Origin of the sequence: Streptomyces boetiae (genome assembly GCF_031845405.1) — a bacterium.
GTDB classification, from domain to species: Bacteria; Actinomycetota; Actinomycetes; order Streptomycetales; family Streptomycetaceae; genus Streptomyces; species Streptomyces boetiae.
In genome coordinates this window covers 17,755-31,246 of the sequence record NZ_JAVREN010000017.1, presented here as the reverse complement: position 1 = coordinate 31,246, position 13,492 = coordinate 17,755, and the positions used below count along the sequence as shown (strand labels likewise).

Genomic DNA, 13,492 nt, shown 5'->3' with positions numbered 1-13,492 from the left:
GTGCAGTCGGGGTCACTTACCTGCAAGACTACGGATCGGAAGACACGCCATAAAGGTTTCGAACACCTGACAGGTGTGTCGAGCCGGGTCAAATGACCACTACATTCCGGGACATGGCGGTCTTACAAAATGGGGACCGAGAAGGGGTGAGCGGTGGCTGCGGAGGGTACGACAGGCTCGACCGTGCCGCGACGGCAACTCGGTCGGCATCTGCGGGAATTGCGGCAGCAGGCGCGGTTCACGGTCAGGGCTGCGGCTCGCGCGCTTGAGTGGTCGGAGCCGAAGATCTGGAGGATCGAGACCGGACAGACGTCGCTTCGGAGCCACGATGTACACACCATGTGCACCATCTACGGCGCCCCGGCCGAGCTGACCGAGGCCCTGATGGCGCTCGCCAAGGAGACGAAGTCCAAGGGCTGGTGGCACGCTTACGGCGATGTCATCCCCGAGTACTTCGACGTGTACGTCGGCCTGGAGGAAGCGGCGGCGAGTCTGTCCGTGTACGAGAGCGACGTCGTGCACGGACTCCTCCAGACCGAGGACTACGCCCGGCAGATCATCCGCACGCACTTCCACGACATCGGCGACGAGGAGTTGGACAGGCGAGTCCAGCTGCGCATCGAGCGGCAGACGCTGGTCACACGCGTCACCGCCCCGCCCATGCTGCGCGTCGTTCTGAGCGAGGCGACGCTGCGTCGGCCGATCGGCGGGCACAGGTGCATGGCGGCCCAGCTCGCTCACCTCGTGTACGTCTCCGAGCTGCCGAACCTGGACCTGCGCGTTGCGCCGTTCGCCGCCGGTCCCCACGCGGGCATCATGACCGGCCCGTTCATCATTCTTCGGTTCCCCCCTTCGGGGGACGGGACCGAGGCGGAGCCTCCCACCGTTTACGCGGACGGGTTCACGGGGGGCCTTTACCTGGATAAGCCGCCCGAAGTGCAGCGCTACGACGCGGCGTTCCAGGAGATCTGGCAGGCATCGCTGGACGAGCAGGCGTCACGGCGTCTGCTCGCGGAAGTGGCAGGAAGCTATGAACAACAAGGCTGAGGTTTTGAGCTGGCGGAAGTCGAGCTACAGCAACGGGGACGGCGCCTGTGTCGAGGTGGCGGTCGGGCTGCGGGGCGTGGTGCCTGTGCGGGACAGTAAGTGCGCGGACGACCCTTCGCTGACCGTCACCACGAGGGCGTGGACGACGTTCATCGCGTCCCTGAGGGACGCTGGCTGAGCCGGGGCACGCCATGGAGTTCCTTGGACGTGCTCTCGGGCAGGCAAGTAAAACAGCCTCCCATGACGAGCAGGCGTCACGGCGTCTGCTCGCGGAAGTGGCAGGGAGATATGAACAACACGCTTGAGACACAGAGTTGGCGCAGGTCGAGCTACAGCAACGGGCAGTCGGCCTGCGTGGAGGTGGCCGACAACCTTGCCGAAACGGTGCCCGTCCGGGACAGCAAGGCCCCGGACGGCCCGGCGCTGACCATCCCGAACGACGCGTGGTCGACGTTCGTCGCATCCCTCAAGGACGCTGGCTGAACCGGGTGCTCGGCACCACGAGCTGCCCCTGCACCACACGCACGAAGTAAACGCTCCGCGCGCTCTCGGTAAAGTAGGCAAAGGTGGCCGCCTCCCCGCACAACCCTGCAGGTCAATTGCTCTGCTCCCCGCCCATGCGGGGTTGTTCCCAGCGCGGCGTTGTAGGCCCACTGCGCCACGGCTTGCTCCCCGCGCGCGGGGCCCTCGCCCCGATAACGCCAGCCCCCTGCCCAAATGGAGTGCCCCTTCCCCCACCCCCATCGGGAATTGTCCGTGGGGCAGCGGGCGGCTGACGATGGGGTGGGCCGTGGGGGGCTACGGGGTAACGGGCTCGTCGTGCGTGGGGGTTGACCGAGAGGACGGCGGAGCGTGGCGGTGCAGGAGAGGGTTGAGAGGCGGACGGGCGCAGAAATAGGCGGAGTTGGGGAGGGGGCGGCGGGGAGAAGAGGGAGGCGGCTGCTGGCCGTCACGAGGGTGTTGATCGGGGTGATTTTTCTCTTCGGGTTCCTCGATAAGACCTTTGGGCTCACCTACTTCACGCCGCGCGGCGAAGGGTGGGTGGACGGAGGGTCCCCGACGCGGGGGTATTTGGGGGACGTGGCCGCCGGGCCGTTTCAGGACACGTTCAATTCCTGGGCGGGGGATGCCTGGGCCGACTGGTCGTTCATGGCAGGGCTGTTGGGGGTCGGGCTCGCGGTGACCTTCGGGTTCGCGCTGCGGGTGGCTGCGGTCGGGGGGACCGTGATGATGGCGTTGATGTGGGCCGCCGTGTGGCCGCCGGACCGGACGTTGGCGGACGGGGCGCCGAGCATGTCGGCCAATCCGCTGGTCGAGTACCACGTGATCTACGCGGCCGTGCTGATCGTCGTGGCGTACTTCGGGGCCGGCGAGACCTGGGGGCTGGCGCGGGCGTGGCGGCGGCTGCCCGTCGTGCGCGGCCTGCGCTGGCTTCACTGACGGACGTGACCGGCCCCCTGCTGTCAGGCGTCGCCCTCCGGGCGCACCGCCCGCAGCAGGGGGTCGGTGACGTCCGGGAGGAGGAGTTCGGCCTGGTCGGCGGGGATCATGCCGCCGGTGACCAGGGCCGCGTAGCCGTGGAGGGCGGCGAAGAGGGGGAGGCCGACGCGCTCGGGGGGGCCGGGGCGGACCTGGCCGGTGCGCTGGGCCTCCTCGATCGTGGCGAGGAGGATCGCGCCGGTGCGCTTGCCCGACTCGACGAGGGCGGCGGACGCGTCGGAGCCGTGCTTGACGGTGTACATGATGTCGAGCAACTCGGCGTTGGCCACGGCGAAGCGCAGGTACGCGAGGGCGAGGGCGCGCAGCCGCTCCGGCAGGGTGGCGCCGCTCGAAGCCGCCGCCTCCAGTGAGGCGTTGAGGCGTTCGAAGCCGCTGAGGGCGAGCGCGTCGAGCAGGGCCTGCCGGTCCTTGAAGTGCCGGCTGGGCGCGGCGTTGCTGACGCCGATGTCGCGCGCCAGGCCGCGCAGAGTGATCGCTTCGAGGCCCCGCTCCCGCAGGGTCTCCTCCGCGCGGGCGAGGAGGGCTGCGGGCAGGTTGCCGTGGTGGTAGGGGCGGGCGGCGCGCATGATCCCAGGGTACCCGCATGTAGTTGGCACGCACATTGTTGTCATTGACAGCTTTGTAGTCGATGAATACATTGGGCGGCATGGCGAAGACACAGAAGACACAGTGGGACGAGAACGACCTTCCGGACCTGGCGGGGCGAACGGCCGTGGTGACCGGGGCCAACAGCGGGCTCGGGCTCGACACCGCCGCCGCCCTGGCGCGCGCCGGGGCGCACGTCGTGCTGGCCGTGCGGGACGTCGCGCGCGGCGAGCAGGCCGCCGCGACGATCGCCGGGGCGCGCGGCGGGGCGGAGGTGCGGCGGCTGGACCTCGCGGACCTCGCCTCGGTGCGGGCGTTCGCCGCCGGGTGGAGCGGCGACCTGGACCTGCTGATCAACAACGCGGGGGTGATGTACGTGCCCGAGGGCCGGACCGCCGACGGCTTCGAGCGGCAGTTCGGCACCAACCACCTCGGCCACTTCGCGCTGACGAACCTGCTGCTGCCGCACGTCACCGACCGGGTCGTGACCGTCGCCTCCATCGCGCACCGCTCGCCGGGCCGCGTCCGCATCCGCTTCGAGGACCCGAACATGACGGGCACGTACCACCCCATGGCCGCCTATTCGCAGTCCAAGCTCGCCAACCTCCTGTTCACGCTGGAGCTTCAGCGCCGCCTGACCGAAGCGGGCTCGCGGGTACGGGCGTTGGCCGCCCACCCCGGGTACTCCGCGACCAACCTCCAGAGCCACGACGTCAACGCCCTGCGCCGCCTGGGGATGCGGGTGACCAACCGGCTGGTGGCGCAGGCCAGTCGGGTGGGCGCGCTGCCGACCCTGTACGCCGCGACCCAGGATCTGCCGGGCGCGAGCTACGTCGGCCCCGACGGCTTCGCCGAACTGCGCGGCAGGCCAACGCTGGTGGGCAGGTCGGCGGCGGCGAGCGACCCGGAGGCCGCCCGCCGCCTGTGGACGCTGTCCGAGGAGATGACCGGGGTCACCGCCCCGGACCTGCTCGTCGGCCGGCCCGCCTAGGAGGTCGACCCCTTGCCTCCTCCTATCGTTTTTCGATAGATTCCGATCGTGGGTCGATCGAAGGGGAGACGATGGGACAGCTTACTGTGCTCGGGCTGCGCGCGGTGATCGTGGCGCTGCTCGCCGGCTCGGTGTTCGTGCAGGCGGTGATGGTGCCGCTGCTGGCCGCCGACCTGGAGGGCGCCGAGGACGAACTCGCCTATCCGAACGCCTCGTTCCTGGTGGTCGTTGTCCTGGGCGTCGTGGCCGTTCAGGTCGTGCTGGTGTCGGTGTGGCGGCTGGTGACGATGGTGCGGCGTGGGACCGTGTTCTCGCACGCCGCCTTCCGGTACGTGCACATCGTCATCGGCGCGATGGTCGCCGCCGCGGCGCTGGTGTTCGCGCTGGGGGTTCTCCTGGCGCCGGGCGAGGCCGTCGCCCCGGGAGTGGTCCTGCTCCTGGGCGGGGTCGTGGTGGCGATCCTGGGCGTCGCGCTGATCGTGCTCGTGCTGCGGATGCTGCTCGCGCAGGCCGTCGCGCGCGACGTGGAGGCGGCGCGGATGAGGGCCGAGCTGGAAGAGGTGATCTGATGCCGATCGCCGTCGACATCGACGTGATGCTGGCGAAGCGGAAGATGTCCGTGGGCGAGCTGGCGGAACGCGTGGGGATCACGCCGGCGAACCTGGCCGTGCTGAAGAACGGCCGCGCCAAGGCCGTGCGTTTCACCACCCTGGCGGCGCTGTGCGAGGTGCTGGAGTGCCAGCCCGGGGACCTGCTGCGCTGGGAGCCGACGGGGCCCGGGGCCTGGGCGCCCGGGCCGGGGGATGCGGGGCGCGCCGGCACCGGGGCGAGGGGCATCGGTTCCAGGGGCGCCGAGGAGGGGCAACGGCCGGGGTAACGCCCCGGGTAACGGCCGCCGTTCGGCGCGCCGACGGGCGCGGGGCGGGGGGCACCGACCGCCGGGCCGCGGAACGGCGGACGGCGGACGGCGGACGGCGGGCCGCGGAACGGCCGTTCCGGAAGGCGGACTTGGTCCGCTACGATCAAAACAGCCGTTCTGGCAGGGGAAGGAGCGCGCCGTGAAGCTGCGTCGAGTCCGCGTCGACGGCCGGCTGGAGGTCCAGCGCGAGGGGCCGGACGGGGAGTGGCTGCCCTTCCCCGACCCGCGCCCCGCGCCCCACCCGCTCGGCGGCCCCGCCTTCGACGCGGGCTGGGAGCGGGCCGAGGCCGAGCGGCACGCGGCGGCCTCCGGGGAGCAACTGCCCTTCCAGCCGCTGTCGTTCCGCGACTTCCTGCTCTACGAGCGGCACAACATCGACGCGAGCCGCGGCCTGGTCCGCCGCTTCCACCCGGGCCAGTACCGGGTGACGCGCGCCGTCGAGGCGGTGACCCGGCGGCCGTTCCCCCTCTTCCGGCCCCGGGCGCTGTTCCACCGGCAGCCGCTGTACTACATGTCCAACCACCTGGCCTTCGTGCCCTCGGGAACGCCCGTGCGGCCCCCGGACTACACGCGGGCGCTGGACTACGAGCTGGAGATCGGGTTCGTGCTGGCCCGGCCGCTGCTGGACGCCACGCCCGAGGAGGCCACGGCGGCGATCGGCGCGTTCGTCCTGGTCAACGACTTCAGCGCGCGGGACGTGCAACGGGCCGAGATGGCCAGCGGGTTCGGGCCGCAGAAGGCGAAGCACTTCGCCAACTCCATGTCGGCCACGGCCGTGACCGCCGACGAGGTGCTGCCGCGCATCGACGCGCTGACCGGCTCGGTGGCCATCAACGGCCGGACGGTCAGCACGGTGCGCAGCGCCGGGATGCGCTGGACCCTCGGGGAGGTCCTGGCGCACGCCTCGCGCGGCGAGCGCCTGCTGCCGGGCGAGCTGTTCGGCACCGGGACGCTGCCCGGGGGCAGCGGCATGGAGACCGGGCACTGGCTGCGGGCCGGGGACACCCTCACGCTGACCCTGGACGGGATCGGGGAGGTGCGCCACCCGATCGCCGGGGACTGAGCCGGGCCGGGCGCGCGGCGTTCGGGGCCTCAAGCGGCCGGGCGTTCCCGCCGACCGGCGCCTCGGAGGCCGGGCGTTCCCCGTCCTCAGGCAGCCGCGCGGCGGCGGGCCGTGGCCACCGCCTCCGCGAGCGGGCCGCGCCAGGGGTCGCCGTGGCCGGGGACGAGGACGTCGGCCTCCAGTGCGCCGAGCGCGTCCAGCGCGGCGTTGGCCTCGCGGGGCGCGTGGCTGAAGAACTCGGGCAGCAGGTGCGGGCCGGTGAAGGGGGAGGTGGGGTGCCCGGTGACCAGGGCGTCGCCGGTGGCGACGAGGCCGGGGCCGGGCAGGAAGTAGGCGCTGTGGCCGGAGGTGTGGCCGTGGCAGGGTATCGGCACGGGGCGGCCCGGCAGGTCGAGGGCTCCCTCGGCCGGGAAGGGCTCGGCGTGCGGGACGGCGACGTCGTGGCGCAGCGCCCCGGCCCGTGCGATGCGCAGGCTCCAGGCGAGGGTGCGCGGGCGCCAGACGCGCTTGAACACGTCCAGGGGCGTGGCCTGTTCGAGCACCTCGCGGCGGGCGTGGGGGACCTCGCGGGGGTGCATGTAGACGGGGACGCCGTGGCGTTCGCGCAGGGGGTTGAGGGCGCCGAGGTGGTCCACGTGCGCGTGGGTCAGCAGGATCGCGCGCACGTCCTCGGGGCGGCGGCCGAGGGCGCGGATCGACTCCTCGACCGCGGCGACGTCCCCGTGCCAGCCGCCGTCGATCAGCGTCAGGTCCGAACCCTCGCGCAGCAGCACCCAGTTGACGTGGGTGCCCTCGACGCAGAAGACGTCCTTGGCGACTTCCCGCATCCCGCACCCCCCTTCCGGAACGACCGTTCCGATAGTAGCACTTGCGCGTGGTACAGTCCGAACAACCGTCCCGTTCGTCCCATTTGGAGGTGCCCCGTCGAGACGCGCAGCGCCGACGAGGAGTCCCCCGCCGGCCCCCGCGCGGCCCACCGTGCCCGGGTGCGCGCCCGCCTGCTCGACGCCGCCGAGGAGCTGTTCGCCGAGCGCGGCTACCACGGCGCCGGCATCCGCGACATCACCCAGCTCGCGGGCACGCGCGTGGCCGCCGTCAGCGACTACTTCGGCGGCAAGGAGAACCTTTTCCGCGAGGTGCTGCTCCGCCGCCTGGACCCCATCAACGAGGACCGCCGCGCCCGGCTCGCCGCCCTTCCCCGGTCCGGCTCGCGGGCGCACCGCCTGCGCGCCCTGGTCCGGGCCTTCGCCGGGCCGCTGCTGGTCCGCTCCGGGGAGAGCGAGGGCTGGCGCAACTACCTGCGTTTCACTGCCCAGTTGGCCCACGCCCGGCTGCCGGTGCAGCTACTGGTCGCGGAGGAGTTCAACGCCATCGCCGCGGAGTTCATCGAGCGGCTGCGGGCCCTCTTCCCCGCCGCGAGCGAGGCGGCCCTGCACGACGCGTACCTGCTGATGGTCGCCTCGACCCTCCAGACCTTCGCCGACGTCCCGCGCATCGACAGCATCACCCAAGGGCGCCTGCGCTCCGACGCGTTCGCGCAGCGCTACGCCTCCCTCGTCCCCTTCGTGGAGGGCGGCATCACCCGCCTGGCGACGGACCCGGGCCAGGCCGGGGGAACGCCCTGAACGACGGGGCCCGCCCCGGGCGTTGAGCCACGGACGGCCGGCCCCGCGGGCGTCACGTCGAGGGCTGCCGGTCCCCGAGCACGGGCAGGAGCTGGAGCTTCTCGTGGCTCTCGGTGCCCGGGGTCGCGGTGAACACCAGCAGGGCGTGGTCCTGTTCGGCGTCGTGCAGGACCTGGCAGTGGAGCGTGAGCACGCCCAGGTCGGGGTGGGCGATGCGCTTGGGCTCCTGCCAGCGCAGCCCGATCTCGTGCCGGCGCCACAGCGCGCCGAACTCCCGTCCCCCCTCCTCCCCCCGGGCCTCCGCCGCCAGCAGCGCGTCCAGGATCTCGGCCGCGAACGAGCCCGCGCCGTCCCGGGCGTAGGCCGCGCGAAGGTTGGAGGTCATGACGCGGCCGACCCGGTCGTGGTCGGCCTCGGGGTACAGCAGCCGGGAGGCGGGGTCGGTGAACCAGCGGTGGATGCCGCTGCGCGCCGGCCCGGTGAAGCGGGTCTCGTCGCCGAGCAGCGCGACCGCGAGGCGGGTCTGCACCAGCGTTTCGCCCAGGCTGGTGACGACCTGCGCGGGGGTGTCGTTCAGCCGGTCCAGGACGCGCATGACGCCGGGGCTGACGTGCTCGGCCTCGGCCCCGCCGCCGCCGGGCGGGCCGCCGCTGCCGGGCGCGCCGCCCGCGCCCCGGCCCGCCGGGCGGCCCGGGGCGCGGTGGCCGGCCAGGCGGAAGAGGTGGTCGCGCTCCGCGAGGCTCAGACGCAGGCCGCGCGCGATCGCGGCGAGCATGGGCGGCGAGGGCAGCGGGCCGCGCTGCTGCTCGATGCGGGTGTAGTAGTCGGCCGACATCGCGCACAGCGCGGCGACCTCCTCGCGCCGCAGGCCCCGGGTGCGGCGGCGCGGCCCGCGCGGCAGGCCGACGTCCTCCGGCTGAAGGGCCTCGCGGCGGGTGCGCAGGAAGTCGGCGAGCTGGGCCCGGTCGGTCGTGGTCATGGCAGGATCACGTTACGGTACCGGGCCCGGCCCATCGTCCGGAACGCCTCCTCGGCCCGCTCCAGCGGGAAGCTCTGGATCCGGGGGCGCACGCCCTTGAGCGCGGCGAAGGCCAGGGTGTCCTCGGCGTCCTTGGCGTGGCCGCTGTACCAGCCCTGGATCTGGCGGCGGCCCAGGATCAGGGGGTCGGCGCCGACCGCGAGGGGCTCGTGGGCGGGGCCGACGATCAGGAGCCGGCCGTTGGGCGCCAGGCCCTGGATCAGGTCGGCCTGGGCCTCTGCGTCCGCGACCCCGGCGAGGATGGCGGCAGCGCCGCCGAGCCGGGCCAGGGCCTCGCCCGCGCTGCCGGCGGTGCTGTCGATGTACTCGTCGGCGCCCAGCTCGCGGGCGGCCTTCTCCTTGTCGCGGCCCCGGCTGATGGCCACGGTCCGGAAGCCCATCCGGTCCGCGAATTGGAGGGCCAGGTGGCCGAGGCCGCCGATGCCGTGCATCGCGACGGTGTCGCCGGGGCGGGCGCCGCTGGCGCGCAGGGAGTTGAAGGTGGTGAGCCCGGCGCACATCAGGGGCGCGGCCTCCTCGAAGGAGAGCGCGTCGGGGATGCGGGCCAGGGCGTCCTGGGGGGCGACGGTGTACTCGGCGTAGCCGCCGTCGTAGGTGGAGCCGACGGCCTGGCGGTGGGCGCAGTTGCTGAAGTCACCGCTGCGGCAGGCCGGGCAGGTGAAGCAGGAGCCGCCGTGCCAGCCGATGCCGACGCGGTCTCCGGTGCGCCAGGCGGTGACGCCCTCGCCGAGGGCGTCGATCCGGCCGGCGATCTCGTGGCCGGGGACGCGGGGGAGGGTGGTGGCGAGGGCCGCGTTGCGGGCGACGTTGTCGCCGCCGCAGACGCCGCAGGCGTGCACGCGGACGCGCACCTGGCCGGGGCCGGGCTCGGGGACGGGGAGGTCGTGGAGCGCGAAGGGGGCGCCGGGGGCAACGGCCTGGGCGGCGCGCATCGTCGTGGTGGCGGGCATGGCGGGGCTTCTCTCTTCCTGGGGTCTCTTCCCGGGGCGGCGTACGGGTGGGGGTGCGGGGCGTTTCCGCTCCTCCGCTCGTCGACCACCCTGCGCCCGCGCCGCCCGCGGATGAAGGCACGACTCATCCAGGGACGACCTGTCCCCCCTTGGGGGGCGCCGCGAGCGGCCGGTCTTCAGTCCCAGTAGTTGAACGCCAGCTCCCCGACGGTGTCCGGCTTCCAGTAGCCGATCTCCCGCCGCTCGTGTCCCGGCAGCGCGGAGAGGTCCGCCTCCGCGGCCGGGGCCCGCAGGAACTCCAGCGACAGCGGGGTGAGGCCCGCCCACCCGAAGTGCTCGGCCCAGGCGGGGGGCGCGACGAACTCGAACCGGAAACGGACGTTCTCGGTGGAGGCGGCGAAGGCCACCCACGGGACGAGGGAATGGCACAGCACGCTGACGTCCTCGGTGCGCGAGACGAGGCGGGCGGTCCGGTAACTGGACCAGTACTCGGGCTCGGCGAAAGCGGTCAGGCGCAGCCCCGTCGCGTGCGTCACCGCGTAGCAGGCCGACTTGAACGCCCGGACGTCCGTCTTCGGGAGGGGCCGGGCAGCGAGGCTGAAGCCGGTGACACCGACCGGCAGGGGCCCCCAATCACCCACGCCGCTCCCCTCCCCCGCCACCGGCGCCCACTCGGGCCCGCCCAGCGTAGGCGGCTGCCGCGACCCCGCGCCGCCCGTTTTCGCCTGCGAGAACCGGGCCCGCGGCGGGCCGGCCTCTCACCCGATCGGCCGTCCGCCGGGAGGCCGGGCGGGAGTGGGCGGATAACCTGATGACCTGATGTGCACCCTTTGCCCCCAAGTGGGAACGCCGAGGGTGGCGGCGCGTGGTGCGTTGCGGGACGGGGCGCTGCGGGACGGAGGCCACCGTGCGGGACGAGCGGCTGCGGATGCTGGACGCCGCGGGGGACGGACAGGGCGACACCGGCCTCGTGCTGGCGGCGCTGCACCACGCGGCGGTCGAGCTGGGGGCCGTGGGCGGGATGGCGCACCCGGAGATCGGGCCCACGGAGTCGTCCCCGCTGCGGCTGCTGGCGAGCAACGGCCTGCCCCTGGCGTTCACCCGGTACTGGCGCGACATCCCCAAGGGCGGCGCCTCGGCTCCGGCCCGGGCCTTCGCCACGGGCGGCTACGTGTGGCTGCCGCGCGTCGACCCGCCCGAACAGACCTTCGCGGGGCGCGAGCTGCCCCGGCGGCTCCCGGGCGTGCCGGAGGGCGCGGGCATCGCGGCCGTCCCCCTGCTCGGGCCCGAGGGGCCGGTGGGCGCGCTGTCCCTGGTGACGGCCCCCTCGGCCGGGGAGCCGGATGCGGAGCGGCGGGCGTTCCTGGCCGAGGCCGGCCGGTGGGCGGGCGCGCGGCTGCGGCGGACGCCGCCGGAGGGCGAGCCGGTGCCCGAGTCCCTGCTGGCGGCCGAGCCGGGGCCCGGGCAGCGCCGGGCGCTGCGGGCGGCGACGGTCGGCACCTGGGAGTTCGACCCGCGCACCGGCCGGATGACGGTGGACGAGGCGCTGCTGCGGGACATCGGGATCGACCCGGCGGGCATGGACGGCCGGATCGAGAGCTGGATGGACCGCCACCACCCCGACGACCGGGCCTGGGTCCTGCCGGCGCACGAGGAGGCCGTGCGCGCCAGGCGGCCGGCGGAGTTCGAGTACCGGGTCCGCCGGGACGACGGCACCTACGGGTGGGTGCGCATGCGCGCCGGGATGGTCCTCGACGAGGAGGGCCGGCTGGTGCGCGAGAGCGGGACGCTGTGGAACACCACGCAGGCACACGCCGCCGCCGAGTCGGTCAGCCGGGCCCTGCGGCACATGACCGACGGCTTCCTGTCCGTGGACCGCGAGTGGCGCATCGAGTTCGTCAACCACGCGGCCGAGCGCCTGCTGGGCGAGCCGGCCGGGGCAACGGGCCGCCTGCTGTGGGACGTTCCCGCCATCCGCGGCGTGCCGGGGCTGGAGGAGCGCTGCCGCCGGGCCGTGGCCGAGGGCAGGCCGGAGGGCTTCGACGCGCCCTGGCCGGGCGGCGACCGCTGGTACCACCTGCGGCCCGTTCCCCTGCCGGACGAGGGCCTGACCCTCTACATCACCGATGTCACCGAGCGGCGGCGCCACGAGGCGGCGCGCCGGGCGGCGGCCGAACGCGCCGCGCTCAGCGGCCAGTTGACCCGCTCTCTCGCGCAGGCGGTCACGGCCGAGGACGTGGTCGGCGCCGTCGCCGACCACATCCTGCCCGCCTTCGGTGCCGCCGGGCTGACCATCCTGGGGCTGGAGAACGACCGGCTGAGCGTGATCGGCGCGGTGGGCTATCCGGCCGGCTTCAGCCACCGCATCCACGGCCTGCGGCGGGACGTTCCCTCGCCCGTGCGCGAGGCGCTGCGCACCCGGTCCGCGCAGTTCGTGGAGTCGCGGGAGGCGTACGCGGCCGACTACCCCGGGACGGCGGGGATCGCGTTCGCCGGGGAGAAGCGCGCCTGGGCCTTCCTGCCGCTGACGGTCTCGGGGCGGGCCATCGGCGCGGCGGTCGTCTCCTTCGACCGGCCGCGCACGCTGGAGGACGACGAACGGGCGCTGCTCTCCGCGCTCAGCGGCCTCATCGCGCAGGCCCTGGAGCGGGCCGGGCTCTACGACGCGGCCACGACGCGGGCCCGCGCCCTTCAACGCGTGCTGCTGCCCCGGGCGTTGCCCGACGTCCCCGCGGTCGAGGCCGCGGCCCGCTTCCTGCCCGCGGGCGCGGCCCCGGAGACGGGCGGCGACTGGTACGACCTCATCCCGCTCTCCTCGGACCGGGTGGCCCTGGTCATCGGGGACGTGATGGGGCGCGGCATGGCGGAGGCGGCGGTGATGGGACGGCTGCGCACGGCCGTGCGCACGCTCTCCGGGCTTGAGATGCCGCCGGAGGAGATCCTCGCCCACCTCAACGACCTGGTCGCCGGCCTGGACGAGGACCGCCTGGCCACCTGCCTGTACGGGGTCTACGACCCGGTCACCGGCGACATCCGCCTCGCCACCGCCGGCCACCCGCCCCCGGCCGTCCGCCGCCCCGACGGGTCAACGGCCGTGGCGGACCTCTCCCCCGACCCGCCGCTCGGGGCGGCGACCCCGCCGTTCACCGCGGCCTCGCTGAGCCTGCCCGACGGGAGCCTCCTCGCCCTGTACACCGACGGGCTGGTCGCCTCGCGCGAACGCGACATCGACGCGGGGATCGGCCGCCTCGCCGACGCGCTCGGGAGCGGGCCGGCCTCGGGCGCCCCGGAGGCGCTGTGCCGGGCCGTCAGCGCGGCCCTGCTGCCCGACGGGCCCCGCTCGGGCGACGACGCGGCCCTCCTGGTGGCCCGCACCCGCCGCCTGCCCTCCCGGCTGGTGGCGACCTGGCCCCTGGCCGAGGACCCCACCGCCGCCCGCGAGGCGCGCGACCACGTGCGGCGCCAGCTCGCCGCCTGGCGGCTGGGCGAGGAGGTCGCGATGACGGCCGAACTGGTCGTCAGCGAGCTGGTCGGCAACGTCATCCGCCACGCCTCGGGCCCGGTCGGGCTCCGCCTGCTGCGCAGCCGCACCCTGGTCTGCGAGGTCTCCGACGGCTCCCTGACCACCCCGCACATCCGCCACCCCTCGCTGACGGACGAGGGCGGACGCGGCCTCCAGCTCGTCGCCGCCGCGTCGGAACGCTGGGGCACCCGCCACTCCGACCGCGGCAAGACGATCTGGACGGAGCTGGCGCTGCCGGGGTGAACGCCTA

The 13,492-nt window shown here is 74.1% G+C and carries 15 protein-coding genes; 10 read left to right on the top strand and 5 right to left on the bottom strand.

Annotation, left to right across the window (positions count from 1 at the left end; translation table 11 throughout):
- The first annotated feature begins 183 nt into the window (after positions 1 to 183).
- The 4 genes from RM780_RS13660 to RM780_RS13645 all read left to right on the top strand — a co-directional run bounded on the left by RM780_RS13660 (position 184) and on the right by RM780_RS13645 (position 2,487).
- Positions 184 to 1,047 carry a helix-turn-helix domain-containing protein gene (locus RM780_RS13660; RefSeq protein WP_311631022.1) on the top strand — a complete coding sequence of 288 codons (864 nt, stop codon included), beginning with the start codon at positions 184 to 186 and terminating at the stop codon, positions 1,045 to 1,047.
- Positions 1,031 to 1,225: a DUF397 domain-containing protein gene (locus tag RM780_RS13655; RefSeq protein ID WP_311630957.1), complete on the top strand. Its 195-nt coding sequence runs from the start codon at positions 1,031 to 1,033 to the stop codon at positions 1,223 to 1,225. Before RM780_RS13660 ends, RM780_RS13655 begins: the two co-directional genes overlap by 17 nt.
- Positions 1,226 to 1,335: 110 nt before the next feature.
- A complete protein-coding gene (locus RM780_RS13650) occupies positions 1,336 to 1,530 on the top strand; it encodes a DUF397 domain-containing protein (protein ID WP_311630956.1) in 195 nt (64 codons plus the stop codon).
- Positions 1,531 to 1,941: 411 nt separating this feature from the next.
- On the top strand, positions 1,942 to 2,487 hold the full coding sequence (locus RM780_RS13645) for a DoxX family membrane protein (protein ID WP_311631021.1): 546 nt from the start codon (positions 1,942 to 1,944) through the stop codon (positions 2,485 to 2,487).
- A gap of 23 nt (positions 2,488 to 2,510) precedes the next feature.
- On the opposite strand, the gene RM780_RS13640 is transcribed toward RM780_RS13645, so the two are convergent.
- Positions 2,511 to 3,113 carry a TetR/AcrR family transcriptional regulator gene (locus RM780_RS13640; protein ID WP_311630955.1) on the bottom strand — a complete coding sequence of 201 codons (603 nt, stop codon included), beginning with the start codon at positions 3,111 to 3,113 and terminating at the stop codon, positions 2,511 to 2,513.
- 80 nt (positions 3,114 to 3,193) lie between these two features.
- Between RM780_RS13640 and RM780_RS13635 the strand changes: the two genes are divergently transcribed.
- The 4 genes from RM780_RS13635 to RM780_RS13620 all read left to right on the top strand — a co-directional run bounded on the left by RM780_RS13635 (position 3,194) and on the right by RM780_RS13620 (position 6,105).
- Positions 3,194 to 4,123 (top strand): oxidoreductase, encoded by a 930-nt coding sequence (locus tag RM780_RS13635; RefSeq protein WP_311630954.1) that lies wholly within the window; start codon positions 3,194 to 3,196, stop codon positions 4,121 to 4,123.
- A 71-nt stretch (positions 4,124 to 4,194) separates the two neighbouring features.
- Positions 4,195 to 4,692: a DUF2975 domain-containing protein gene (locus tag RM780_RS13630; protein WP_311630953.1), complete on the top strand. Its 498-nt coding sequence runs from the start codon at positions 4,195 to 4,197 to the stop codon at positions 4,690 to 4,692.
- Complete coding sequence (locus RM780_RS13625) at positions 4,692 to 5,000, top strand: helix-turn-helix domain-containing protein (protein ID WP_311630952.1); 309 nt, start codon at positions 4,692 to 4,694, stop codon at positions 4,998 to 5,000. Before RM780_RS13630 ends, RM780_RS13625 begins: the two co-directional genes overlap by 1 nt.
- Before the next feature lie 181 nt (positions 5,001 to 5,181).
- Positions 5,182 to 6,105 (top strand): fumarylacetoacetate hydrolase family protein, encoded by a 924-nt coding sequence (locus RM780_RS13620; protein WP_311630951.1) that lies wholly within the window; start codon positions 5,182 to 5,184, stop codon positions 6,103 to 6,105.
- An 86-nt stretch (positions 6,106 to 6,191) separates the two neighbouring features.
- On the opposite strand, the gene RM780_RS13615 is transcribed toward RM780_RS13620, so the two are convergent.
- A complete protein-coding gene (locus RM780_RS13615; protein WP_311630950.1) occupies positions 6,192 to 6,932 on the bottom strand; it encodes an MBL fold metallo-hydrolase in 741 nt (246 codons plus the stop codon).
- A 159-nt stretch (positions 6,933 to 7,091) separates the two neighbouring features.
- On the opposite strand from RM780_RS13615, the gene RM780_RS13610 reads away from it, so the two are divergent.
- A complete protein-coding gene (locus RM780_RS13610; protein ID WP_311630949.1) occupies positions 7,092 to 7,730 on the top strand; it encodes a TetR/AcrR family transcriptional regulator in 639 nt (212 codons plus the stop codon).
- A 52-nt stretch (positions 7,731 to 7,782) separates the two neighbouring features.
- On the opposite strand, the gene RM780_RS13605 is transcribed toward RM780_RS13610, so the two are convergent.
- The 3 genes from RM780_RS13605 to RM780_RS13595 form a co-directional block, all read right to left on the bottom strand.
- Entirely contained in the window at positions 7,783 to 8,709 is a 927-nt protein-coding gene (locus RM780_RS13605) for a helix-turn-helix transcriptional regulator (protein WP_311630948.1), read from the bottom strand.
- Entirely contained in the window at positions 8,706 to 9,719 is a 1,014-nt protein-coding gene (locus RM780_RS13600) for an alcohol dehydrogenase catalytic domain-containing protein (protein ID WP_311630947.1), read from the bottom strand. The genes RM780_RS13605 and RM780_RS13600 overlap by 4 nt, the downstream gene beginning before the upstream one ends.
- 176 nt (positions 9,720 to 9,895) lie before the next feature.
- Positions 9,896 to 10,360 carry a hypothetical protein gene (locus RM780_RS13595; protein ID WP_311630946.1) on the bottom strand — a complete coding sequence of 155 codons (465 nt, stop codon included), beginning with the start codon at positions 10,358 to 10,360 and terminating at the stop codon, positions 9,896 to 9,898.
- A 224-nt stretch (positions 10,361 to 10,584) separates the two neighbouring features.
- Here RM780_RS13595 and RM780_RS13590 point away from each other — a divergent pair, with 224 nt between their 5' ends.
- Positions 10,585 to 13,485, top strand: coding sequence for a SpoIIE family protein phosphatase (locus tag RM780_RS13590; RefSeq protein ID WP_311630945.1), 2,901 nt, complete (start codon positions 10,585 to 10,587; stop codon positions 13,483 to 13,485).
- The last annotated feature ends 7 nt before the right edge of the window (positions 13,486 to 13,492 follow it).